The following is a 23,987-nucleotide window of genomic DNA, read 5'->3' as shown; positions in this document are numbered from 1 at the left end:
CATGGCCGATACAGCCACCGCCCCCGGCGCGGCCACGATCCCAGGCGACGTCGCCCCCTCCGTTCCACAAGCCACGCGGCGCAGGCGGTTCCGGCCCAATGGGTCGGTTGTCGTGATGACGCTCTATCTGCTGTTTTTGCTGCTGCCGATCTATTGGCTGCTGAACATGTCGCTGAAGACGAACACGGAAATCCTGAACGAATTCACGCTTTGGCCGCGCAACCTGACGCTGGCAAATTATGCCACGATCCTGACCGATCCGTCGTGGTACACGGGCTACATCAACTCGTTGATCTACGTGGTGATGAACACGGTCATCAGCCTCGCCGTGGCGCTTCCGGCGGCCTATGCCTTCAGCCGATATCGGTTCATGGGCGACAACCACCTGTTCTTCTGGCTGCTGACGAACCGCATGGCCCCACCAGCGGTTTTCGCGCTGCCATTCTTTCAACTCTATTCCTCCGTCGGCCTGTTCGACACGCATATCGCGGTGGCGCTGGCGCATTGCCTGTTCAATGTGCCGCTGGCCGTCTGGATCCTGGAGGGGTTCATGCGCGGCGTCCCCAAGGAGATCGACGAGACAGCCTATATCGACGGCTACTCCTTCCCGCGGTTCTTCATTCGCATCTTCACGCCGCTTATCGCATCGGGCATCGGCGTGGCCGCGTTCTTCTGTTTCATGTTCTCGTGGGTCGAACTGCTGCTGTCGCGCACCCTGACCACCGTGGACGCCAAGCCCATTGCGGCGATCATGACGCGCACGCAGGGCGCGTCGGGCATCGACTGGGGCGTGCTGGCAGCTGCGGGCATCCTGACCATCGTGCCAGGTGCCTTGGTCATCTATTTCGTGCGCAACTACATCGCCAAGGGCTTTGCCCTGGGGAGGGTGTGATCATGCTTGACTGGATGGCCTGGACCGGCCCGACCGCGATATTCTTCGTCGTCATCGCCAGTATCCTGACGGTGTTCACGGTGCTGGCGATCAAATTTCCCGAGACGCCCCGCCGGGGCATCCTTCGGATCGAGACGACGCGGGGCGATCGTCTGTTCATAACGCTTCTGGGTTCGGCCTTCATCAATCTGGCCTGGCTCGGACTCGTCGGCGCGTATCAACCGTTCGCGCTTGTTGTCTGCCTGGTCTATGCCGCCGCGGTTTTTCGCTGGGTATAGGCACGGGGAGAGAAGCGGTCACCGGGCACCACGAACCGGGGCCGCTGAAAACGAAATCGAATTTTCCATAGGGAGGAAATGATGAACCATTCACTTAAATCCAGTACGGCGGTCGCGCTGGCGCTCGGCCTGCTGGCCGGCCCGGCCATCGCCGACATGGAAGCCGCGCAGGCGTTTCTCGACAACGAGATCGACGGCCTTTCCACGCTCAGCCGTGAGGAGCAGGAAGCGGAGATGCAATTCTTCGTGGACGCTGCCGAACCCTATCAGGGCATGGAGATCAAGGTCGTCTCGGAAACGATCGCGACCCACGAATACGAAAGCCAGGTCCTGGCCCCGGCGTTCACCGCCATCACCGGGATCGAAGTCACCCACGACCTGATCGGCGAGGGCGACGTTGTCGAGAAGCTGCAAACGCAGATGCAGTCGGGCGAGAATATCTATGACGCCTACATCAACGACTCCGACCTGATCGGCACCCACTGGCGGTATCAGCAGGTACGCAACCTGACCGACTGGATGGCTGGCGAGGGTGCGGAGGTGACGCTGCCGACGCTCGATATCGACGATTTCATCGGTACGTCCTTCACCACCGGACCGGACGGCAAACTCTACCAATTGCCGACGCAGCAGTTCGCGAACCTCTACTGGTTCCGCTATGATTGGTTCAACGACGAGCAGAACAAGGCCGACTTCCAGGAGGAATATGGCTACGAGCTGGGCGTTCCGGTCAATTGGTCTGCCTACGAAGACATCGCCGAGTTCTTCACCGGCCGCGACCTGTCGCGTCTGGGGGTCGAGGGCGAGGTCTTCGGCAACATGGACTACGGCAAGAAGGATCCATCGCTTGGCTGGCGCTACACCGACGCGTGGCTGTCGATGGCCGGTGCCGGCGATGTGGGCGAGCCCAACGGATTGCCCGTCGACGAATGGGGCATCCGCGTGAACGAGCAATCGCAGCCCACAGGGTCCTGCGTTGCCCGCGGCGGTGCCACGAACGGTCCCGCGGCCGTCTATGCGGTCACCAAGGCGATCGAATGGCTGGACAAGTACTCGCCGCCCACCGCCGCCGGCATGACGTTCTCCGAAGCCGGTCCGATCCCGGCGCAGGGCAACATCGCGCAGCAGATGTTCTGGTACACGGCCTTCACCGCCGACACGGTCGCACCGGGTCTGCCGGTGATGAACGAGGACGGTACGCCCAAGTGGCGCATGGCCCCCTCGCCGCACGGCGTCTACTGGAAGGAAGGCCAGAAGGTCGGCTACCAGGATGCCGGATCGTGGACGTTGATGGAATCGACACCCGTCGACCGCGCACAGGCCGCATGGCTTTATGCGCAGTTCGTGGTGTCGAAGACGGTGGACCTCAAGAAGTCCGACGTCGGCCTGACGTTCATCCGCGAGTCCACCATCGACTCGGACCACTTCACCGAGCGTGCGGACAAACTGGGGGGTCTGGTCGAATTCTACCGCTCGCCCGCCCGCGTCGCGTGGTCGCCCACGGGCACCAACGTGCCGGACTATCCCAAGCTGGCGCAACTGTGGTGGCAGAACATCGGTGACGCGATGTCTGGGGCGAAATCCCCGCAGGAGGCGCTGGACGCGCTCTGCTCCGATCAGGAGCGGGTGTTGGAGCGTTTGGAGCGTGCCGGCGTCCAGGGCGATTTGGGCCCCGTCCTCAACGAGGAGCAGGACGCGGAATACTGGTTCGCCCAGCCCGGCGCGCCTTATGCCAAGATCGAGATCGAGGACGAAGAGCCTCAGACCATCGCCTACGATGAGCTGATCAAGTCCTGGGAGTGATCCCGCGCGCCTTGTCCAAGGCGTGACGAAACCGGGGGGGCGGCCGCAGGGTCGCCCCCCTTTCCTTTGCCCGCCCGACGCGCCACGCTTGGAGGCAATCGGGGGAGGGGCCATGGAGATCATCGTCGCAGGCGCGGGCATCGTCGGGGTATCGACCGCCATCTGGCTGCAACGTGCGGGCCATGCGGTTACTCTCGTCGATCGCGAAGGGCCGGGCAGGGGGACGAGCCACGGCAACGGCGGGGTGCTTGCCGCAGGGGCTGTCGTCCCGGTCACGACGCCGGGCCTGATGCGCCGCGCGCCGGGAATGCTGTTCTCGGGCGATCAGCCATTGTTCCTGCGCTGGTCCTATCTGCCCCGGCTGCTGCCGTTTCTGACGCGCTACCTGTCGCACGCCAACGATGTCCACGTCCGCAGGTATGCGGCCGCAATGGGCAGGCTGTTGCACGACAGCGTGGATCAACACGCCGCCCTTTGCGCGGGCACAGACGCTGAAAAATATCTCGGGCGCGAGGATTACTGCTTCGGCTACGCCACGCGCGCGGCCTTTGACGCGGATGGATACGGCTGGGGCGTCCGGCGACAGGCGGGCGTTAGGTTCGATGTGTTGGGCGGCGCGGAATATGCGACGAAAGATCCGGTCTGGGGCGATGCCTTCGGCTGCGTGGTCAGGTGCCGCGACCACGGCCGGATCAGCGATCCGGGGGCGTATGTGCGCGCACTGGCCGACCATTTCGTGGCACAGGGCGGCATCCTCCACCTGACCGAAATCACCGACATCAACGTGGCCGATGGCGACGTGACCGCGCTGCTAACGTCGGACGGCCTGATGACGGCAGACCGTATTATCTTTGCCCTTGGCCCCTGGTCGAAACGGATCGCGCACAAACTGGGCGTTGAAGTCCCGTTCGAGAGCGAGAGGGGGTATCACATCGAGCTGACGAACCCGTCGGCAATGCCGGTCAATCCGGTGATGGTCGCCGCCGGCAAATTCGTCGTCACACCGATGGACGGACGTATCCGGGCCGCCGGGGTGATCGAGTTCGGCGGACTGGACGCGCCGCCGTCGCGCGCACCGTTCGACCTGCTGCGTCGCCAGATGGCCGACCTTCTGCCGGGCGTGACTTACGACGATGTCACCGAATGGATGGGGCATCGCCCCGCCCCCGCAGATAGCCTGCCGCTGATTGGGGCGAACACCGTCGGGGGGCGCAGCTATTCCGCATTCGGCCACCAACACGTCGGCTTGACAGGTGGTCCCAAAACGGGTCGCATCATCGCGGACCTGATCGGGGGACGGGGGCCGAACATCGACCTTGCCCCCTTCGATCCGCAAAAACACGTCGCGCGCCAAGTGCGGCATCCAGGGAGAGACAGATGATCAAGACATCCGCCGTCACCGGCGCAATCGCCATGCTGACCGCCACCACTGCCCTTGCCGATGGCCACGCGCAGGCCTGGGACATGCCGATGGCCTATGCGGCCTCGAACTTTCATTCCGAACAGGGCGAGATCTTCGCCGACAAGGTGCGCGACTACACCGACGGCGCCATCGACATCACGGTGCACCCCGGCGGCTCGCTCTTCGGGGGCGGCGACATCAAGCGGGCGATCCAGACGGGGCAGGTGCCCATCGGCGAGCGTCTGATGTCCGGCCACGCGAACGAGACGCCGCTCCTGGGGTGGGACAACCTTCCCTTCGTCGCCACCTCCTACGCCGAAAACGAGAAACTCTGGCAGGCGGCCAAGGGGCCCGTCGCCGAGGAGTTGGAGGCGCAGCAGCTCGTCACGCTCTACACCTGCCCCTGGCCGGGGCAGGGCTTCTATTTCAACAAGGAAGTCACATCTTCCGAGGACACGCAGGGCATCAAGTTCCGCTCTTACAACACCGCGACGGCGACCTTCGCCGAGGAACTGGGCATGATCCCGGTGCAGGTCGAGGCGGCGGAGTTGAGCCAGGCCCTGGCGACCGGCGTAGCCGAGGCGTTCATCTCGTCGGGCGCGACGGGCTACGACCGGAAGGTCTGGGAACAGCTGAGCCATTACTACAAGGTCAACGCCTGGCTGCCGCGCAATTACGTCATGGTCAACAAGGGCGTCTGGGACGGCCTCGACGCCGATACGCAGGCCGCGGTTCAGCAGGCGGCGGACGAGACCGGGGCCTCCTGCCTCGCAAAGTCGGAGGAGCTGACGAACTTCTACTTCGACGAGCTGGCCAAGAACGGCATGATCGTCTCCGATGCCGGCCCCGAGTTCCTGGCCGAGCTCGAAACCATCGGCACCGGGATGACCGAGGATTGGCTGGCCGATACGGGCGAAGCGGGTCAGGCCATCCTCGACGCCTACACCGCCGAGTGACGCATTCGGGCCGGTCCCGCCCGGGGCCGGCCCACCCCCCGGCAAGGAATACCGCATGACCGACTGGGCGCCCGTACTGGGCCTGCCGCTCTGGGCGTGGCTCTTCGTGCTGCCCAGCCTGATCGCCGCCGCCTGTTTCGTGCTCGGGCCGCGCATCGCCGGGCCGCTCGGCCCGCTGTGGCGGGCGCTCGACTGGCTCTACCTTGGCGCGGGCTGCCTGTCGGCGGTCTTCATGTGCACAATCCTCGGGCTGATCGTGGCGCAGATGATCGCGCGCTGGACGGGCTTCGCCCTGCCGGGCACGACCGAATTCGCCGGCTATGCCATGGCGGCCACGTCGTTCTTCGCGCTGGCCCATGCCCTGACGCGGGGGGCGCATATCCGGGTGTCGATCATCCTGAACGCCAACGCCTTCCTGAAGCGCTGGCTCGACCTCTTCGCCGTCTTCGGGGCCGCCGTCATCGCGACCTATTTCGCCCGCTACGCCATCAAGGCGAACGGGTTTTCCGCCCTCCTGAACGACCGCACGCAGGGGCAGGACCAGATCCCCGAATGGCTGGTGACGCTGTTCACGCTGCCGTCGCGCGCGCCCGGCGAATGGGGCGCGGCGCTGGCAGCGTCCGAGGGGCTGGCCTATACCCCGATCTGGATCCCGCAGCTGGCGATGTCGGCGGGCACGGTCCTGCTGGCCGTCGCGCTCTGGGATACGCTCTGCCGGATGGCCGCGACGGGCCGGAACCCCATCGTGTCGGAGGCGGTGGAATGACCGAAGCCTACGCCACGATCGTTTTCCTTTTCGTTCTCTTCACGCTCCTGGGCTCGTCGATCTGGATCGGCCTGGCCCTGATGGGCGTCGCCTTCGTCGGGATGGAGCTGTTCACCACGCGCCCGGCCGGCGACGCGATGATCACCGTGATCTGGGCGTCGTCGAGCAGTTGGACGCTGACGGCCCTGCCGCTTTTCATCTGGATGGGCGAGATCCTGTATCGCACGCGCCTGAGCCAGGACATGTTTCGCGGCCTCGCGCCGTGGATGCGGTTCCTGCCCGGCGGCCTTCTGCATACCAACATCGCCGGTTGCACGATCTTCGCGGCCGTCTCCGGCTCCTCGGCGGCGACGCTGACGACGGTGGGCAAGATGTCGATCCCCGAGCTGCGCAAGCGCGGCTACCCCGAGTACATGATCGTCGGCACCCTGGCGGGGGCGGCGACGCTGGGCCTGATGATCCCGCCGTCGCTGACGCTGATCGTCTATGGCGTCTCCATCAACGAGAGCATCATCAAGCTCTTCATGGCGGGCATCATCCCCGGCCTCGTCCTCGCCGCGCTCTTCGGGTCCTACATCGTGGGCTGGCACCTTCTGCGACCGGGCGAGCGCCCGGCGGGCGAGCCCGCGATGACCCTGGGCCAGATGCTGTCGGAGAGCCGGTTCCTGATTCCCGTCCTCTGCCTCGTGTTCGCGGTGATCGGGTCGATGTACTTCGGCTGGGCCACCGCGACCGAGGCGGCGGCGGTCGGCGTTCTGGGCTCGCTCACGCTTGCGGCGTTCCAGCGGTCGCTGACGCCCGCGACCTTCTTCGAGAGCCTGATGGGCGCCACCCGCACCTCGGCGATGATCGCGCTGATCCTGATGGGCGCCGCGTTCCTGTCGCTGTCGATGGGGTTCACCGGCCTGCCGCGCGCATTGGCAGCCTTCATCGATGGTATTGATCTCTCGCCAATCGCGCTGATCGCGGCGCTGACGGTGTTCTACATCATCTTGGGCATGTTCCTCGACGGGATCTCCTCGGTCGTGCTGACCATGGCCATCGTCGAGCCGATGATCCGGCAGGCGGGGATAGACCCGATCTGGTTCGGCATCTTCATCGTCGTCGTCGTGGAGATGGCGCAGGTGACGCCGCCCATCGGCTTCAACCTGTTCGTTCTTCAGAGCATGACCCGGCACGAAATCGGCTACATCTCCAAGGCGGCGCTGCCGATGGTGGCCCTGATGCTGTTGATGGTGGTCCTGCTTGTGGCGTTTCCGGGGTTGGCGACGTGGCTGCCGAACAACCTGCGCTGACGGTCCTGCAACTGGACACGCGGTTTCCCCGCGTGCCGGGCGACGTGGCCTGCGCGCGGACCTACCGTGCGCCGGTCGAAATTATCCGTATTCCGCGTGCCACCGTCGCGCGGGTGGTGACGGACCGCCCCGACACCATCGACCTCGCTCCGTTCGACGCGGCCATCGCGCGGGCCAGGGGGGACGTCATCGTGACCTCCTGCGGCTTTCTCGCGCCACATCAAGCGCGGCTTGCCGCCCGGACAGGCCGACCTTTTATCGCCTCCGCCCTCGGCGCGCTGGTCGAGCTGTCGGAAACGCATGGGCCTCGGGGCATCCTGATCGCGACCTACGATTGGGGTAGTTTGACCGCCGCGCATCTGGCCGGATACGATTGCGACATCGTCGGCCTGCCTGAAGACAGTCATCTAAGACGGGTAATCGCAGGGGACATGGCGACGCTCGATACGGCGCGGGCCGGAGAGGAGGTCGCGGCGGCAATCCGCGCGCACTTGCGCTCGCACCACCGCCACATCCTTCTCGAATGCACCAACCTGCCGCCCTACAAGGCGGCGATCCGGGCGATTGCCGATCTGCCGATCACCGACATCCTGACCTGCATCGAAGCGGTCCGGCCGGGAACGGTTCGGCCGGCATTCCTCTAGGGCCGCTGCACGCCGCTGACGGCCAGCGTCACGCGGTAAAGACTGGTGGACCCCGTGATGTAGAGCTGATGCTTCGCCCGCCCGCCAAAGCAGACATTCGACACCACTTCGGGCACCAGAACCTTGCCCAGAAGTGCGCCTTCTGGCGACAGGCAATGCACACCATCCCCGGCAGAGGTCCACAGGTTGCCGTATTCGTCCAGCCGGAACCCGTCGGCGATGCCCACGTCGACCTTGTAGAAAAGCGTTCCTTCGCCAAGCCCCTCGCCTTGCACCGGATAGACGCGGATATGCTGCGCGTCGTCCGAAAACATCCGTCCCGTGTCGGCCACATAAAGCAGGCTTTCATCGGGGGAAAACGCCAAGCCGTTGGGGCAGTTCATGTCCGAGACCACCACCGTCATCGCGCCGTCGGTGCCGACGCGGTACACGACGCAGGGGTTTTCCTGCGCCCCGCGAAACCCTTCGTAATCGGTCATGATCCCATAGTGCGGATCACTGAACCAGATGGAGCCGTCGGACTTCACCACCACATCATTGGGCGAGTTCAATCGTTTGCCGTCGAACCCGTCGGCGATGATCGTGATCGATCCGTTAAGTTCGGTACGCGTCACGCGCCGCGTTCCGTGTTCGCAGCTGACCAGACGCCCCTGCAGGTCGCGTGTGTGGCCGTTGGAATAATTCGACGGCGCGCGATAGGTCGAGATTCCCGTCTCCTCGGACCAGCGCAGGATGCGGTTGTTGGGGATGTCCGAAAACAGCAGGCAATCGGCGTCGCCGAACCACACCGGCCCCTCGACCCAGTCGAAGCCCGTGGCAAGGCGTTTGACCGGCGCGTTGCCCATCACATAGCGCCCAAAGGCCGGATCGACGATCTGGAAATCTAACATGGGGCGGGTATCCTTCCTGGGCAGCGCGTGCCAGTTTGGTATCGTTAACACCGCCGTCCGTCAAACTTCGGAGCTGCCATGAACTACACCGCCGCCACCCGCGTCCTGACGCATGTCGGCGCGATGGAAATGCTGCGCGCCGCTATCGCCAAGGCCGAGGAGATCGGACAGCCCCAGTGCATCGTGATCGTCGATGCCGCCGGCGATGTCGTGGCCGAGGTTCGCATGACCGGTGCCAAATTCCTGAGCCGCAAATCAGCGCTGACCAAAGCCCTGACCGTCGCCAGTGCCGGCACTCCGACCACCGCCGTGCCCGAGGGCGTGCGCCCGGCCATCGCCGCGGCGACCGGCGGACGGGTCACCGGTCTGCCCGGTGGTCTGCCGATCCGGATCGACGGGGTTCTGATGGGCGGTATCGGGGTCGGGTCGGGCACCGGGGATCAGGACGTCGCCGTGGCCGAAGCCGCGCTGCGCGCCGTCGGGGCCGCGATCTAGGCGAAGATGATCTGGGCTTTCATCGTCCGACTGCGGTCGCCGGCCAGATCGAATCCCGACACCGCATCGTCGATGCCGACAGTATGGGTGATCAGCGGTTTGACGTCGATCAGGCCCTTGCGCATCAGGTTGACCCCGGTGCGGAATTCATCGTGGAAGCGGAACGAGCCCCGCAGCGACAGCTCCTTGGCGGTGATTGCCTGCATCGGCAGGGTCATGTCGCCGCCCAGACCCAGCTGCATGATCGTCCCGCCAGGCCGCATGGCGTGGATGCCGGCCGTCAGGGCCGGGGCCGCGCCGGAACATTCATAGAGCACGTCGAACGTGCCCTTGTCGGGCGTGAACCGCGCCAGGCCGTCGGTCGCGTCGCCCATGTTCACCACCTCGTCCACGCCCACGCGACGGGCCATGTCCAAGGTGAAATCCGAAAGGTCGGTCGCGACGATCAGGTCAGCACCCGCGCGTCGTGCGCAGATGATCGACAGGATGCCGATGGGGCCGCAGCCCGTGACCAGCACCGATTTGCCCACCAGGTTGCCCGCCCGCCGCGTCGCGTGCAGACACACGGCCAGCGGTTCCGCCATCGCCGCCTCGCCCGGCGTCAGGCCATCGGCCACGACGCACTGCGACGTATCGGCGTTCAAAACCTGTCGAAAGGCACCCTGAATGTGCGGGAAGGGCATCGCGGAGCCATAGAACCGCATGTTCAGGCACTGGTTCTGCGCGCCTTCAAGGCAGAATTTGCAATGATTGCAGGCGCGCGATGGTGACACCGCGACCAGCTGTCCAACCTCCAGACCCGACACGCCGTCGCCCAATGCTGTCACGTGGCCCGCCACCTCGTGACCCAGAACCATCGGTTCGCGCAGCTTGATCGTGCCGAACCCGCCGTTGTGATAATAATGCAGGTCGGACCCACAGATACCGCCCGCGGCCATGGCGATCTGCACCTCTCCGGGGGCGGGTGGGACGACCTCCGTGCATTCGATGCGCAGGTCGTGGGGGGCGTGGATGACAATGGATTTGCTGTGGACGGTCACGGGGTTCCTTCCGGGCGGCGGCGCGGTTGACTTGGGGTGTTAACGATAACATAAACGTCGCATCTTCCCCTGTCGAGACCAAGGACATCGCCCATGAGCCTCTCCCTTTTCGATCTGTCCGGCAAGCGCGCGCTCATCACCGGATCTTCCCAGGGGATCGGGTTTGCGTTGGCGCGGGGGCTGGCCGCGGCGGGCGCGTCGATCGTTCTGAACGGGCGCGATACCGCCAAGTTGGAGGCAGCGGCCGAAACGCTGCGCGGCGAGGGTGCGACGGTTGCCACATTGCCCTTCGATGCGACCGACCACGACAGCGTGCGAACGGCCATCGACGGCTTCGAAGCCGAGACCGGCCCCATCGACATCCTGGTCAACAACGCCGGGATGCAGCACCGCACCCCGTTGGAGGATTTCCCGGCCGATGCGTTCGAGAAGCTGTTGCAGACCAATATCGCGTCGGTGTTTCACGTCGGTCAGGCCGTCGCGCGGCATATGATCACGCGCGGCGCGGGCAAGATCGTGAACATCTGCTCGGTGCAGACGGCGCTTGCCCGCCCCGGTATCGCCCCCTACACCGCGACCAAGGGGGCCGTGGCGAACCTGACCAAGGGGATGGCGACCGATTGGGCCAAGCACGGGTTGCAGTGCAACGGGCTGGCCCCAGGGTATTTCGATACGCCGCTCAACAAGGCACTGGTGGACGATCCGAAGTTTACCGAATGGCTGTCGAACCGGACGCCCGCAGGCCGCTGGGGCGACGTCGAAGAACTGGTCGGGACCTGCATCTTCCTGTCGTCCGCCGCGTCCAGTTTCGTGAATGGCACCGTTGTCTATGTGGACGGTGGGATCACGGCGTCCCTGTGATCGGGTATTACGTCGTCATGGGCGTGTCCGGCTGCGGCAAGAGCACGGTGGCCGAAGGTATGGCCCGAAAAATGCGCGGCACCTACATCGACGGCGACGACCTGCATCCGCAATCGAACATCGACAAGATGAGCGCCGGAGAGCCGTTGACCGACGAGGATCGATGGCCCTGGCTCGACAAGGTGGGCGAGACGCTGGGGCAGGGGACGCCGCCGCGCATCATTGCCTGTTCCGCCCTGAAACGCGCGTACCGCGACCGCATCATCGCGCGGGCCGGCGTGCCGGTGGTCTTCGTCCACTTGCACGGAAGCTACGAGGTGTTGAAGGACAGGATGGCCAAACGCGATGGGCATTTCATGCCGACCAAACTCCTCGACAGTCAGCTCGAGACCTTAGAGATGCCCGGCGCGGATGAGCCCGTCGTGACGCTGGATATCGATCAGCCGCCCGAAGACCTGATCGCGCAAGCCGTCGCCGCCGTCGGCAGGATGCCCTGAGGGAGACGACGAGACAGGCCAGAAGATCGCCGCAGGTGGGGAAAGACCTGACCGCGTTGATGCAGGCCCTTCATGGCCCGACGGCCCTGACATAACGATCCCCCCGCTATGCCCGGTTCGGGGGGATCGTCCATCCCGGTAAGACAGACACGTTCCGCGCCGCTGTGCGGCAGAAACCGGTGCCTGTCTGGAAGCGGATGCCCGGTGTCGTTTTGGTCCGCATCACTGCCAAAAACGAGACACGCCGGAGTCTCCGCTGATCCGGTGAAGGAGTTTTTGAGTATGGACGCGGTTGCCGTCGCGCTTGGGTCGTTGGTGCCTATCGAGGGTGCGGGAGGCGAGGCTGGCCCTGCTGCGGCGCTTCTTCGACGAGCGGATCCACCACCATGTAACGACCGCCCCCCATACCGAACTAGGTCGCGTCCCCGTCCGGGGAGGAGCCCCGGGGCTGATAGCGTGGCTGCGGCGTGCCCGGCCCCCAGATCGCACGGTAGCTGTTCATCGCCATGCCGAGCTTTTGCAAAAGATATGCGATCGCCAGCAGCAACGACCACCACAGCAGCACGCCGATCCACATCCAGATCGGCCCGTTGGCCTGCCACATGCCAGTCAGGATCGTGATCGCGCCCATCGCCAGAACGCCGTAACCCAGGCCTTTGTGCACCACTTCGAAGACGATGCGCCGGACGGTCATGTCGTAATGGTCGCCGCGGATCCCGTGCGGATCGGTCGGTCCGCCCTTGGACCCGCGCAGAAACCCAGACGCTGCCTGAACCACGCCGAAACTGAAGATCGTCCAGCCCAGCCACGAATGAAGCCAGAGCGTTCCGGTCGTCGAGTCCGCCCCCGGCGAACGCAGGATCAGGATCACGCCCACCAACATCATCATGACCGCCGCCAGTTGGCCGATGCGGTGGATATTCCACCAGATCTGACTGTCGGTCTTAGACGGAAAGTCCTGACCCGGAATGACCTTGAGGTAGCGCGCGATCAGCACGGCCAGTGGTACGATCACGCCCCAGGCGAACATCATGATCCGCCCGTGAAGCGAGATTACAAGGCCCAGGTCATGGGGCCGGCTGGCGTCGATCGGTTGGAGGAGCCACTCCCACATCGCCGCTCACCCCTTGACCGCCCCGGCGGTCATGCCGGTGATGATTTGCCTGGAGGCGACGAAGGTGAAGATGATCGGCGGGATCGCCAGAAGCATCCCCGTTGCCATGATAACCCCCCAATCGATGTCGTATTCCGTCAGGGAGTTCACGATGGTGACGGGCACGGTCCGGCTGTTGCGGTCGGCCAAGGCATTGCCCAGAAGAAATTCGTTCCACGCCACGCGGAACGTAAAGATGGCTGCCGCCGCAAGGCCCGGCTTGATAAGCGGCAGGACCACCAGGAAGAATGTCTGAAACGGATTGGCCCCGTCCATCCGCGCAGCCTCCTCCAGCTGGATCGGGACCTGCACGATGAAGGACTGCAGAATCCAGATCACGAAGGGCAGGTTCATCGCCGTGTAGATCAGGATCAGGCCGAAGCGCGTGCCGTCGATACCGTATTGGAACGTCCAGATGCCGAAGACCGGGACCAGCAGGACCGCCGGCGGGACCATGCGCATCATCAGCGTCGTCATCGACACCGTGTCGCGCCCCATGAAGCGGAACCGCACCAGAGCGTAGGCCGCCATGCATCCGATCACGAGGGTCAACGCGGTAGAGACAGTCGCCACGATCAGCGAATTAACCAGCGCGCGCCCAAAGGTCGGGTCGCAGCGGCGAACGTGCTCCACCTCGTACCAGAGCATGTCGCACAGCGCAGTTTCGTAGTTGCGGATCGTGGGAAAGAAGAACAGCGCGGAACTGTCGGACATGATGTCGACGTTCAGTTTGAACGACGTCGCCAGCATCAGGAAAATCGGGCCCACCGACATGAAGATCAACGCGACCAGAAGGGCATAGAATGCGGGGTTGGCCGCCTGGGGATTCTTCGCGGCCATCAGACAGCTTCCTCGGCTTCGGCGCGGATGCGGGCGGCGCGGGCGTCCATGATCTTGCCATAGAAGAACATCGCCAGGGTCAGGACCATGAGCAGGATCAAAAGCAGATTGGACATGGCCGCCGCATATCCCAATTCGCGGAATTCCGAAGCGGTGCGGGAGATGCGCAGCGCCAGGATTTCTGTCGACAGACCCGGCCCGCCGTTGGTCATCACCAGGATGACCTCCAGCACTTTGAAGGCGTCGATCAGGCGCAGGAGCGCGGTCACGATCAGAACGGGCATCATCAGCGGCAGTTTGATGTAGAAGATCAACTGCCAGCCCGTCGCGCCGTCGATGCGCGCCGCCTCCATCGCGGATTTCGGCAGCGATTGCAGGGCGGCAAGCGACAGGATGAAGATGAAGGGCGTCCACTGCCAGACGTCGGCGATCACGACGGATGTGAAGGCCCAGCCGCCGTCGGACAGCCAGGGAACCGGGTCCAGGCCCATCGATTTGAGCGTCCGGTTCAGGATGCCGACGGTGGGGTGATACATGTAGCGCCACATCAGGCCCACCACGATGGGGGCAATCATCATGGGCAGGATGAACACGGTGCGCAGGATCGTCATGCCGCGCAGCTGCCGGTCCAGCAGAAGGGCCAGGCCGACGCCCAGAACCATCTCGACCGTCACGACGACGGCGGCGAACCGCAGCGTCACGCCCAGGCTTTCGAGGAAGGCTGCATCGCTGAACAGGTTGGTATAGTTGCGCAGCCCGACGAAGTCGGCCTCTGCGATCCGCTGACTGGGGTTCCAGTCGAGGAAGCTGGCCCAGATCATATAGCCGACCGGATACATCAGCGCGACCGCGAGGATCAGGATCGCGGGGGCCAGGAACAGGTATGGCGTCAGGCGGTTGGCATTGGCGAGCATGAGAGGCTTCCCGAAGGGGCGGATTTCACGTCGGACTCATGGGTGATCCACGGGGGATGCACATCGGACGTGATCGTCTGATGTCCGGCCCCGCACATCGGGGGACCGGACAGTTTCATCAGGCGGACGTTATTCCTGCCAGGCGTAGTAGCCGGCTTCGTCCATCGTAGCGCGCGTGCGCTCGGCGACGCCGTCAAGCGCCTCCTGGATGTCGAGGCCTTCGGTCAGGACCTGGCTCATCGTGGTGCCGATGTCGGCGTTGATCGAACCCCAAGTGGGGATGATCGGACGCCAGTCGGGGTCGGCAAACTCAAGCGCCTCGCCAAACGTCGCGGAGTAGGGGTACTTCGCGTTCAACTCCTCGTTCTGGTAGGTCGAGAAGCGCGACGGGTTGCCACCCTCCATCGCCACGGCCAGATCGCCCTTCTTGGAGGTCAGCCACTGCATCAGCAGGAAGGCCGCTTCCTTGTTTTCGGCGTTCTTGGGGATCGCCAGGCCGAAGCCGCCGGTCTGGCTGGCACGCTCCACACCCATCGGGTGCATCGCGTATCCGACGTTGCCGGCGACGGTCGATTCCGTCTCATCCTCGAACCCGGCCGCGAAGGCGATGGAATCGAGGAACATGGCCGACTGGCCCTGTTTGAACGACGCCGCGGCTTCGGCGGGGCCGAAGGTCGTGCCGCCTTCGGGGCCGCAATCGACGATCGTCTTGAGCGCGTTGGCCGCGGCGACGCCGGCCTCGTTGTTGATGATCGGCTCCCACTTGTCGTCGAATACCTGGCCGCCCAGGGGGGCGAGGTGCAGCAGGAACGCGTGGCTGGCCTGATGGCCGGACGCCGCTCGCGACGCCATGCCGCCCATACCCGGCTCAAGCTCGGGGATCTGGCACGCGATTTCCAGCAGTTCGTCATATGTGGTGGGCGCTTCGATGCCGTGCTTCTCGAAGATGTCCTTGCGGTAGGCCAGAACACTCGTCTCGGAGCCGAAGGGCACGCCAAAGGCGGAACCCATCTTGCCGGGCAGGTAGCCCTTTTCGCCACCGGCGACGCCGATGTTCTGAACGTAGCCGTCGATCAGGTCCGCCTGATCGTAGTTTGGATCGGCCAACGCCGGGTTCATGAAGTACTTCGCCAGGTTTTCCAGCTGATCGGCAAAGACGTAGTCCGCCTTGGAGAACACGACGTAGGCGATCAGGTCGTAATCACCCTCGTCTTTCGTGAGTTCCAGCGTCTGACGCTCGCGCATGCGAAGATACTGTAGCTGGTCGACTTCGACCTCGATCCCGGTCTCTTCGGTGAATTGGTCGAGCACGTTGATCGCGGCGTCGTAGTGGGGGTGCGCCGGGAAGTTCACCACCAGCGTCGTGCCTTCATATGGCGCGTAGGGGTTTGCCAGGGCCGTGCCCGCCGCAAGGGCGGCCAGCGTCGCGCCGGTCAATGTCGTCTTGAGGTTAAACATCTGTAATTCTCTCCCTGAGTAACAGTCTTCCAAGTCAAATCCGCAATCCGGAGGTGCGATCGAAAACCATCAGCTCGTCCGTGAGGACACCGAAGGTCCGGATCGTTCCGGGGGCGATTGGGGTTGCACTGTTGGCTTCGACCAACACGTCTTCGGTGCCGCAACGGGTGACCAGCACCGATTGAGCGCCGAGATATTCCGCCACGATCACACGGAGGTCAATGGCCGCGCCCGCCGTCTCCTCCAGTGTAATGGAGGAGGGGCGCAGGCCCAGCGTGACCGCCTTGCCGCCATGGGTTCGCAGGCGCGCGGCCAGTGCGTCGGACAGCGGCAGGCTGAACCCGTCGCCCGCGACGGTCATGGTGCCGCCGACATCGGTCAGATCCCCATCGAGGAAGTTCATCGTCGGGCTGCCGATGAAGCCGGCGACGAATTTGTTGACCGGCGACTTGAACAGATCTTCGGGTGTGCCCTGCTGCTGGATCACACCGTTGGCCATGACCACGATGCGGTCGCCCAATGTCATCGCCTCGACCTGATCGTGGGTGACGTAGACCATGTTCTTGTCGATGGTGTTGCGCATCTCGGCCAGTTCGGTGCGCATCTTGGCGCGCAGCTTGGCGTCGAGGTTCGACAGCGGCTCGTCAAACAGGAATGTGCCCGCGTCGCGCACCATGGCGCGGCCCATGGCGACGCGTTGCCTCTGACCGCCTGAAAGCTCGGCCGGTTTGCGATCGAGAAGGTGCCCGATGTTCAGAAGGTCGGCGGTGCGCTGCACCCGTTCGTCGATTTCCGATTTCGCCACCTTCTTCAGCCGCAGGGCGAAGGACATGTTCTTGGCGATGTTCATGTGCGGGTAGAGGGCGTAATCCTGAAACACCATCGCGATGTCGCGGGCCTTGGGGTCCAGGTGGCTGATGGGGTTGCCGTCGAAAGTGATTTCCCCGCCCGAAAGCGTCTCGAGCCCGGCGAGGATGCGCAGCGTCGTGGATTTGCCGCAGCCCGACGGGCCGACGAGCACCGTGAATTCACTGTCGGCAAGATGCAGATCGAACGGTTCCAGCACGCGGGTGGGGCCGTAGGACTTCTCCACGCTGTCGAATACGATCTCGGGCACATGGCCCTCCCCTGCCTTGGCTGATAACGATAACATTACAGGCGGGCATGGGTTTAGGTAGTCCGGTTGTCGCGGAAGCACGTTAACGTTAACGTCGTCGAGATTTCCAATTCCCGCCGAAGGGTTTGCATGGCCCGCCGTCCCCGCGACACCACCTCCGGCATCTATGCCGTCGCCGCCGAGGCGGGGGTCAGCGTCATGACGGTCAGCCGGGCGATGCGCGGCGTGGAGGGTGTTTCGAGCGTGCGGCGGGACGCTATTCTGCAGATCGCGCGACGGCTGAACTACGTCCCGAACTCGGCCGCGCGGGCATTGTCGCAGACCAATGCGGATCTTGTGGGCATCTCGGTCCCGAACCTTTTGAACGATGTCTTCGCGGATGTGTTGCAAGGTATGCGTGGCACCATCCAGCGGGCGGGATATTCGACGGTCATCGACACCACCGAATACGATGCGGAGGTAGAGCTGCGCTGGGTGTCCCGGATTCTGTCGTGGCGGCCTGCGGCGATGATCCTGACGGGCATCGATCACCACCCTGACCTGCGCCCGATGCTGCGTGACGCGGGCATTCCGACATTGGAGACGTGGGATTTCTCGTCCGACCCGATCGACATCTGCGTCGGGCTGGATCACGTCGCCGCCGGCGCAGACGTGGCGCGGTATGTCCAGGACCTGGGTTATGTCCGCCCGGCCTTCGTCGGCGCGCGTGTCGGAACGGACCCGCGGGCCGATGCCCGGGTCCGGGGGTTGGAGCAGGTATGGGGCGGCCCGATCGCGCGCGCGGGGGCCGCACCCGAAAACGCCTTTCGCATGGGCGCCGACGGGATGCGGACACTGATGGCGGATCATGCGCCGGATGTCGTGTTCTTCCTCAACGATCTGATGGCGTTCGGAGGCATGACCGTCGCCGCCGAAATGGGTCTGGACGTGCCGGGTGACATCGGGATCGTCGGGTTCAACGCGCTGGGCCTGAACACCGTATTGCCGGTGCCTCTGACCACGGTGTCCACGCCGCGCCGCCAGATGGGTGTGATGGGCGCGCGCAACCTTCTGGCGCGGATGCACGGCGTGGCGGGGGCGCGGGCGGTCGCCCTGCCGGTGAAGGTGCAGCCCGGTGGAACCACGCGGCCGCAGGGCCGGCGGTTGCAAGCCGGGGCGTGATCTGCCCTTATGGTATCGTTAACACCGACGCGGGAGAACCATGCGACGCACACCGACGATGAAGGACGTGGCCCGCGCCGCTGGTGTTTCGGTCATGACCGTCAGCCGCGCCTTCAAGCGCGACACGTCCGTCGGGGAAGAGACACGAAAACGCATCCACGCCGCGGCCGATGATCTGGGATATGTCTTCGACAGCATGGCCGCGAACCTGCGCAGCCAGCGCAGCCATTTCGTCGCTGTCACGATCCCGTCGCTCAACAACGCCAATTTCGCCGCCACGGTCGAGGCGATGACCGCACGGCTGGGCGCGGCGGGGTACCAGGTTTTGCTGGGGCATACCGGCTACGACATCCTGCGCGAGGAGGAGCTGATCGCCGAATTCCTCAGCCGGCGGCCCGAGGCGGTGATCGTCACCGGCGGACGGCACACGCCCCGCGCGCGCAGCCTTTTGTCGAACGCCGGGGTGCCCGTCGTCGAAACCTGGGACCTGCCCGACGATCCGATCGGCCATGTCGTCGGGTTTTCCAACGCCGCCTGCATGGACTTGCTGGTCGATCATCTGGCGGGGCAGGGGTACGTGCGCATCGCCTTTATCGGCGGCGACGCGGGGGGCGACACGCGCGGGGCGGACCGCCGCCGGGGGTTCGTCGCGGCGATGCAGGCCCGCGGGCTGGACGCGACGCGCCTGATCCGCGCGGGTCAGCCGCCGATCTCAATGCACGAAGGGGCGGCGGCGATGGCGTATCTGCTGGATAAGGCCCCCGACACCGAGGCGGTGATCTGCGTGTCCGACTTGTCGGCCTTTGGCGCGCTGACGGAATGTCAGCGGCGCGGCGTGTCCGTTCCGGACGACATCGCCATCGCGGGCTTCGGCGCCTACGACATCGCGGGCATTTGCGTGCCGACCCTGACGACCGTGGACCCGTGCCCGGCGCAGATCGGGGACCGGGCCGCGGACCTCGTCCTGACCCTGATCGAAACGCCGGGCGGTCCGGCCGTCGCACGGATCGAACCGGTCCTGAAGATCGGGCAATCGACGACGCGCGACCCCTGACCTCAGCCGCGTGGCACCATCGGATCGGGCAGCGTGACCGACCCGCCGGGCCGCGCCTTGTTGAACTCCGCCATCCGGCCCAGCACGTCCACGCCCAGCTGTCGGTACACGTCCAACAGATCGACCAAGACCCAGTTTTCCCGGATCAACCCGTCCTCCACGCGCCAGAAATCCAGCGAACGCATCAAGATTTCCGTCCCCGACGGGGCGATGCCCATCCACCCGCCTTCGGTCACGGTCAGGCGCATGTTGGGCCAGCCCGTCTCGCAAATATAATTCCCCTCGCCGACCCAATGGGACATCAGATCGCCCATCGCATCCAATTTGCGGTCCGGCATTCCGTTCAGAAACGGAATTTGGTGCCAATGCCGGAACCCCGCGATGCCCCGCGCCGTGCCGATGCCTGCAGGCCCGTACCAGTTCACGCGGGGGTGCCAGTGCGTGCCCAGGTTCATGACCGCCGGATCGGGATCGGCGGGATATCTGCACAGGTCGGTCAGCATGTCGACGACCCGCGCCATCGCCGCCGACCCGTCACCCGATACCCGCAACCCGTCGCCCGTCATCGGCGCAGGGGTATTCAGATAGGCACCCAGTTGCGGTGCCATGGGCCAGGCCCCGGCCAGCATCATCAGCTCTGGGATGTCCCAGATGGCCTGCATTTCGGTGACACGCCCCGCCTCGATACGGAAGAATTCGTGGTAGCGCATGTGCGCCAGGTGCCCGGTGGGCGGAATGTCCAGAAAGGGGTTAAGGAATGTGCCCATGTAGCTGCCCATGCAGCCGATCCAATCCTGTCCTTCCGGCGTGGTGCCGGCCATGACGATCATGTCGCGCCGCTCCAGATCCGGCAGGGCGGCCTGCAGCGGCGTCAGACAGGCGTTGCGGAACGCCTGCGCGCCGTTCAGCGTGCCGAACGGATGACACATCCTGATCGTCGCATCGGGGGCGAAGACCGCGTCCATCGCGGCGGTTACGGCGTCGCTGTCGTAGGTCGCCGCCGCGTGGCGGTAACCGGCCAGCACGGCCTTCAGGTCTTCGGGTGTCATCGCCGCCTCCGGTTTCAAGCTCGGACGCAGGATAGGCTGCTGCGCCGCACGTTCAATCGAAACCTGCATACGTATTCATATCGATCCACTCGACCGGTGCACAAGCGATTGCGACGCCGCGCCATTTGACGCGGCGGCGCGAATCCGGGCATGCCCTGCACGCACCACAAGGACATCGCCATGCAGCCCGACACGCCCCTGACCCGCGACCTCGTCCTGATCGGCGGGGGCCATGCCCACGCGCTGGTCATGCGGGCCTGGGGGATGGATCCGTTGCCGGGCGCACGGCTGACGGTGATCAATCCGGGGCCGACGGCGCCCTATACCGGGATGCTGCCGGGGCATGTCGCGGGGCATTACACCCGCGCGGAGCTGGATATCGACCTGGCCCGGCTGGCGCGGTTCGCGGGGGCGCGGCTGATCGACGGCGCGGTGGACGCGATCGATGCCGACGCGCGCCGTTTGCACATCGCGGGCTGGGGCGATTTGGATTACGACGTCGCCTCCATCGACGTCGGCATCACCGCTGAAATGCCAGAGATTCCTGGGTTTGCGGAACATGGGACGGGGGCCAAGCCACTGGGCGCGTTCGCCCACCGCTGGCGCAGGTTCCTGGCCGAGGTCGAGGAGGGGACCAAGCCGCCGAACGTCGCGGTGATCGGCGGCGGCGTCGCGGGGGTGGAGCTGTCGCTGGCGATGGCACATGCCCTGCGTGCGCCCGGCCGGGCCCCCGCCGTCGTGATGCCTGCCGTCGTGGTGATCGAGACGGCCGATCAGATGACGGGCATGGGGGACCGGGCGCGTAAAATCCTGCGCGCCGCGATGACCGATCTGGGCGTGACGCTGCGGACTGGTGCCGGCGTGGCACAGATCGCAAAGGACCACGTGGTCCTTGCCGACGGCGATACGATCGACGCGGCCTTCGTCACGGGGGCCGCCGGGGCGCGGCCGCATGGCTGGATCGCCGACACCGGCCTGCCGCTGGAACGGGGGTTCATTCGCGTCGGGCGAACGCTGGCCGTCGAAGGGCGCGATGATCTTTTCGCGGCGGGCGACTGCGCCCACATGACCCACGCCCCGCGCCCCAAAGCGGGGGTTTTCGCCGTCCGGCAAGCCCCGATTTTGCACGCCAACCTGCGGGCGGCGCTCAGCGGCGGGCGGGGCCGCATCTATCAGCCGCAGGCGCGCTATCTCAAGCTGATCTCGCTGGGCGGAGAATCGGCGTTGGCGGAACGGGGCGGTGTGGCGGTGTCGGGGCCATGGCTTTGGCGGTGGAAAGACCACATCGATCGCAGTTTCATGGACCGGCTGACGGATCTTCCCGCGATGGCTGTGGCACCCCCACCGAAGCAGATCGCGCAGGGCGGGGATGCCGCCAAGCCGCTGTGCGCCGGATGCGGGTCCAAGATCGCGGGCGACGCATTGGCCGCCGCGCTGCGTGTCCTGCCAGAACCGTCGCGCGACGACGTGCTGTCGCGGCCCGGCGACGACGCCGCCGTGCTGGACCATGGCGACACGCGGCAGGTCATCACCACCGACCATCTGCGCGCCTTTACCCACGATCCCGCGCTGATGACGCGGATCGCCGCGGTCCACGCGCTGGGCGATGTGTGGTCGATGGGGGCGCAGCCGCAGGCGGCGTTGGCGCAGATCACCTTGCCGCGCATGTCCGAAACGCTCCAGACGCGCACCCTGACCGAAGTGCTGGCGGCGGCGGCAGAAGTTTTCGGGGCGGCGGGGGCCGACCTCGTGGGGGGGCATTCGACGATGGGGGCGGAAACGGTGATCGGCTTCACGGTGACGGGGCTGACCGATGCGCCCATCGGCCACGACGGCGCGCGGCCCGGCGACGCCATCATCCTGACCCGACCCATCGGCACGGGCGTGATCCTTGCTGCCGAAATGGCGGGGGCCGCGCGGGGGCGCGACGTAGTGGACATGCTGACCAGGATGGCCACGCCGCAGGGCGATGCGGCGGCGATCCTGTCGGGGGCCGGGGCGATGACGGATGTGACGGGTTTCGGCCTGGCCGGGCATCTGATGGCTGTTTGCCGGGCCAGCGGTCTGGTTGCCGAAATCGCGCTCGATGCGGTTCCGACCTATGCCGGCGCGATTGAGCTGTCGGAGGCGGGCCATATTTCGTCCCTCCACGCGGCGAACCTGCGTGGTGCGCCGGTGACGGGCGGGCAGGGCGCGCGGCTGGCCCTGCTGCACGATCCGCAGACGGCCGGCGGATTGCTGGCCGCCGTGCCGAACGAACGGGCCGACGAAGTGGTCGGGCAGCTTCGGGCGGCGGGCCATGACGCGGCGCGGATCGGGACGTTCGCAGACGGGATGCCCGCGATCACCTGCGTCTAGCCCGCCAGCGCGATGACCCGATCCGCGGCCTGGGCCAGAGCGGCGTCATCCACCGACGTCATTTCCACGACACCGATATCGCGCCGCATCGATCCTTCGGGGCGGCGATAGCGGGGGTCGTAGTGATGTTCGATCAATTCCCCGGCCAGTGCTACGTACTCTCCGGCTTCGGCCAGCCCGTGCCAATCGGCGATCCGCTGGCCGGGCTGGTAGTTGCGCAAGGTTTCGATCCGCTGCCGCAGCAGGTCCGCATCCGCCGTCAGGTCGGGATAGGTCGTCATCAGGAACTGCGCGCGGGCGGTCAGGGGTGCGCGCAGGCCGATGACCTCGGCCGTGCCCATTACCGACCAAAGCGCGGGCGGCAGCAGGACGCGCCCGATGGCATTGCTCTCGCTTTCCACGAAGACGGGGCGGGCCGGGTCCTGCGCACCGAACGCCTGGGCCAAGCGACTCTCGAACATCTTCTGGCTGGGCTGTCCGTTGGCCCAGCCGCCGAAGTTCGACCCGCGATGGTTTGCCAGCCCTTCCAGATTCACGATCTGCGCGCCCGCCGCCGCCAGATGGTCCAACAATTGCGTCTTGCCGTGCCCCGTGCCGCCGTCGATCAGGACGATCCGCAGGCCCAGCGCATCCTGGTACAGGCGGTCCGACACCATCTTGCGATAGGCCTTGTAGCCGCCCGTCAGCCGTCCGACGCGCCACCCGATCTGATCGAAGATCGTCGCGACCGACCCCGATCGCTGACCCCCGCGCCAGCAATAGACCAGGGGGCGCCAGGACCCGTCGCGGTCGGCCAGCGGCCCTTCCAGATGGGCGGCGACGTTGCGCGACACCAGCGCCGCACCGATGCGGCGCGCCTTGAACCGGTCCTCGCGCACATAGATCGTTCCGACCTGCGCGCGCTCCGCGTCAGACATGGCCGGCAGGTTGATGGCCCCCGGAACATGGTCTTCGGCGAATTCGGAAGGAGAGCGGACGTCGACGATATCGTCGAACGGCAGGTCGGTCAGGCGCAGGTCGGGAAGGGTGAAATCCATGGGCGACAGGTGCGGCGCGGCACGCGT

At 65.5% G+C, this 23,987-nt stretch carries 23 protein-coding genes; 14 read left to right on the top strand and 9 right to left on the bottom strand.

Annotated elements, in window-relative coordinates; all coding sequences use genetic code 11:
- Position 1 precedes the first annotated feature (1 nt).
- The 8 genes from JDO7802_RS16135 (at position 2) to JDO7802_RS16100 (ending at position 8,036) form a co-directional block, all read left to right on the top strand.
- Positions 2–892 (top strand): carbohydrate ABC transporter permease, encoded by an 891-nt coding sequence (locus JDO7802_RS16135; RefSeq protein WP_187298160.1) that lies wholly within the window; start codon positions 2–4, stop codon positions 890–892.
- Positions 893–894: 2 nt separating this feature from the next.
- Positions 895–1,170, top strand: coding sequence for a DUF2160 domain-containing protein (locus JDO7802_RS16130; protein ID WP_055086950.1), 276 nt, complete (start codon positions 895–897; stop codon positions 1,168–1,170).
- An 81-nt stretch (positions 1,171–1,251) separates the two neighbouring features.
- Positions 1,252–2,973, top strand: a complete 1,722-nt coding sequence (locus tag JDO7802_RS16125) for an ABC transporter substrate-binding protein (protein WP_055086949.1) — start codon at positions 1,252–1,254, stop codon at positions 2,971–2,973.
- A 112-nt stretch (positions 2,974–3,085) separates the two neighbouring features.
- The gene (locus tag JDO7802_RS16120) at positions 3,086–4,354 is read left to right on the top strand and encodes an NAD(P)/FAD-dependent oxidoreductase (RefSeq protein WP_055086948.1); all 1,269 of its coding nucleotides are present in this window, start codon (positions 3,086–3,088) and stop codon (positions 4,352–4,354) included.
- A gap of 32 nt (positions 4,355–4,386) precedes the next feature.
- A complete protein-coding gene (locus tag JDO7802_RS16115) occupies positions 4,387–5,331 on the top strand; it encodes a TRAP transporter substrate-binding protein (protein ID WP_245624241.1) in 945 nt (314 codons plus the stop codon).
- Between the two features lie 55 nt (positions 5,332–5,386).
- Positions 5,387–6,097: a TRAP transporter small permease gene (locus tag JDO7802_RS16110; protein ID WP_055086946.1), complete on the top strand. Its 711-nt coding sequence runs from the start codon at positions 5,387–5,389 to the stop codon at positions 6,095–6,097.
- Positions 6,094–7,392 carry a TRAP transporter large permease gene (locus JDO7802_RS16105; protein WP_055086945.1) on the top strand — a complete coding sequence of 433 codons (1,299 nt, stop codon included), beginning with the start codon at positions 6,094–6,096 and terminating at the stop codon, positions 7,390–7,392. Before JDO7802_RS16110 ends, JDO7802_RS16105 begins: the two co-directional genes overlap by 4 nt.
- Positions 7,368–8,036 (top strand): aspartate/glutamate racemase family protein, encoded by a 669-nt coding sequence (locus JDO7802_RS16100; protein ID WP_055086944.1) that lies wholly within the window; start codon positions 7,368–7,370, stop codon positions 8,034–8,036. The genes JDO7802_RS16105 and JDO7802_RS16100 overlap by 25 nt, the downstream gene beginning before the upstream one ends.
- Here JDO7802_RS16100 and JDO7802_RS16095 read toward each other — a convergent pair.
- Positions 8,033–8,926: an SMP-30/gluconolactonase/LRE family protein gene (locus JDO7802_RS16095; RefSeq protein ID WP_055086943.1), complete on the bottom strand. Its 894-nt coding sequence runs from the start codon at positions 8,924–8,926 to the stop codon at positions 8,033–8,035. The genes JDO7802_RS16100 and JDO7802_RS16095 overlap by 4 nt on opposite strands.
- Before the next feature lie 78 nt (positions 8,927–9,004).
- On the opposite strand from JDO7802_RS16095, the gene JDO7802_RS16090 reads away from it, so the two are divergent.
- Positions 9,005–9,421 carry a GlcG/HbpS family heme-binding protein gene (locus JDO7802_RS16090; RefSeq protein ID WP_055086942.1) on the top strand — a complete coding sequence of 139 codons (417 nt, stop codon included), beginning with the start codon at positions 9,005–9,007 and terminating at the stop codon, positions 9,419–9,421.
- Here JDO7802_RS16090 and JDO7802_RS16085 read toward each other — a convergent pair.
- Complete coding sequence (locus tag JDO7802_RS16085) at positions 9,418–10,461, bottom strand: L-idonate 5-dehydrogenase (protein ID WP_055086941.1); 1,044 nt, start codon at positions 10,459–10,461, stop codon at positions 9,418–9,420. The genes JDO7802_RS16090 and JDO7802_RS16085 overlap by 4 nt on opposite strands.
- 93 nt (positions 10,462–10,554) lie before the next feature.
- Between JDO7802_RS16085 and JDO7802_RS16080 the strand changes: the two genes are divergently transcribed.
- The gene (locus JDO7802_RS16080; RefSeq protein ID WP_055086940.1) at positions 10,555–11,322 is read left to right on the top strand and encodes an SDR family oxidoreductase; all 768 of its coding nucleotides are present in this window, start codon (positions 10,555–10,557) and stop codon (positions 11,320–11,322) included.
- Positions 11,319–11,819, top strand: coding sequence for a gluconokinase (locus tag JDO7802_RS16075; protein ID WP_306455367.1), 501 nt, complete (start codon positions 11,319–11,321; stop codon positions 11,817–11,819). Before JDO7802_RS16080 ends, JDO7802_RS16075 begins: the two co-directional genes overlap by 4 nt.
- A gap of 412 nt (positions 11,820–12,231) precedes the next feature.
- Here JDO7802_RS16075 and JDO7802_RS16070 read toward each other — a convergent pair whose 3' ends face one another.
- The 5 genes from JDO7802_RS16070 to JDO7802_RS16050 form a co-directional block, all read right to left on the bottom strand.
- Positions 12,232–12,933, bottom strand: a complete 702-nt coding sequence (locus tag JDO7802_RS16070; protein WP_055086939.1) for a cytochrome b561 domain-containing protein — start codon at positions 12,931–12,933, stop codon at positions 12,232–12,234.
- Between the two features lie 6 nt (positions 12,934–12,939).
- Positions 12,940–13,812, bottom strand: a complete 873-nt coding sequence (locus JDO7802_RS16065) for a carbohydrate ABC transporter permease (protein WP_055086938.1) — start codon at positions 13,810–13,812, stop codon at positions 12,940–12,942.
- A complete protein-coding gene (locus JDO7802_RS16060; protein WP_055086937.1) occupies positions 13,812–14,726 on the bottom strand; it encodes a carbohydrate ABC transporter permease in 915 nt (304 codons plus the stop codon). Before JDO7802_RS16060 ends, JDO7802_RS16065 begins: the two co-directional genes overlap by 1 nt.
- Before the next feature lie 129 nt (positions 14,727–14,855).
- Entirely contained in the window at positions 14,856–16,184 is a 1,329-nt protein-coding gene (locus JDO7802_RS16055; RefSeq protein WP_083481199.1) for an extracellular solute-binding protein, read from the bottom strand.
- A gap of 34 nt (positions 16,185–16,218) precedes the next feature.
- Complete coding sequence (locus tag JDO7802_RS16050) at positions 16,219–17,301, bottom strand: ABC transporter ATP-binding protein (RefSeq protein ID WP_055086936.1); 1,083 nt, start codon at positions 17,299–17,301, stop codon at positions 16,219–16,221.
- Positions 17,302–17,430: 129 nt separating this feature from the next.
- Between JDO7802_RS16050 and JDO7802_RS16045 the strand changes: the two genes are divergently transcribed.
- Entirely contained in the window at positions 17,431–18,462 is a 1,032-nt protein-coding gene (locus JDO7802_RS16045; RefSeq protein ID WP_055086935.1) for a LacI family DNA-binding transcriptional regulator, read from the top strand.
- 40 nt (positions 18,463–18,502) lie between these two features.
- Complete coding sequence (locus JDO7802_RS16040; protein WP_222836413.1) at positions 18,503–19,516, top strand: LacI family DNA-binding transcriptional regulator; 1,014 nt, start codon at positions 18,503–18,505, stop codon at positions 19,514–19,516.
- Between the two features lie 2 nt (positions 19,517–19,518).
- Here the strand turns inward: JDO7802_RS16040 and JDO7802_RS16035 are convergent, their stop codons facing one another.
- Positions 19,519–20,565 (bottom strand): ester cyclase, encoded by a 1,047-nt coding sequence (locus JDO7802_RS16035; protein ID WP_055086933.1) that lies wholly within the window; start codon positions 20,563–20,565, stop codon positions 19,519–19,521.
- A gap of 150 nt (positions 20,566–20,715) precedes the next feature.
- On the opposite strand from JDO7802_RS16035, the gene selD reads away from it, so the two are divergent.
- Positions 20,716–22,923, top strand: coding sequence for a selenide, water dikinase SelD (gene selD / locus JDO7802_RS16030; RefSeq protein ID WP_245624209.1), 2,208 nt, complete (start codon positions 20,716–20,718; stop codon positions 22,921–22,923).
- Here the strand turns inward: selD and mnmH are convergent.
- A complete protein-coding gene (mnmH, locus tag JDO7802_RS16025) occupies positions 22,920–23,960 on the bottom strand; it encodes a tRNA 2-selenouridine(34) synthase MnmH (RefSeq protein ID WP_055087293.1) in 1,041 nt (346 codons plus the stop codon). The two genes, selD and mnmH, sit on opposite strands and share 4 nt — an antisense overlap.
- Between the last annotated feature and the right edge of the window lie 27 nt (positions 23,961–23,987).

Origin of the sequence: Jannaschia donghaensis (genome assembly GCF_001403795.1) — a bacterium.
GTDB lineage: Bacteria > Pseudomonadota > Alphaproteobacteria > Rhodobacterales > Rhodobacteraceae > Jannaschia > Jannaschia donghaensis.
Note: the sequence above shows the minus strand (reverse complement) of the source record. Positions and strands in the feature narration are given on the sequence as shown.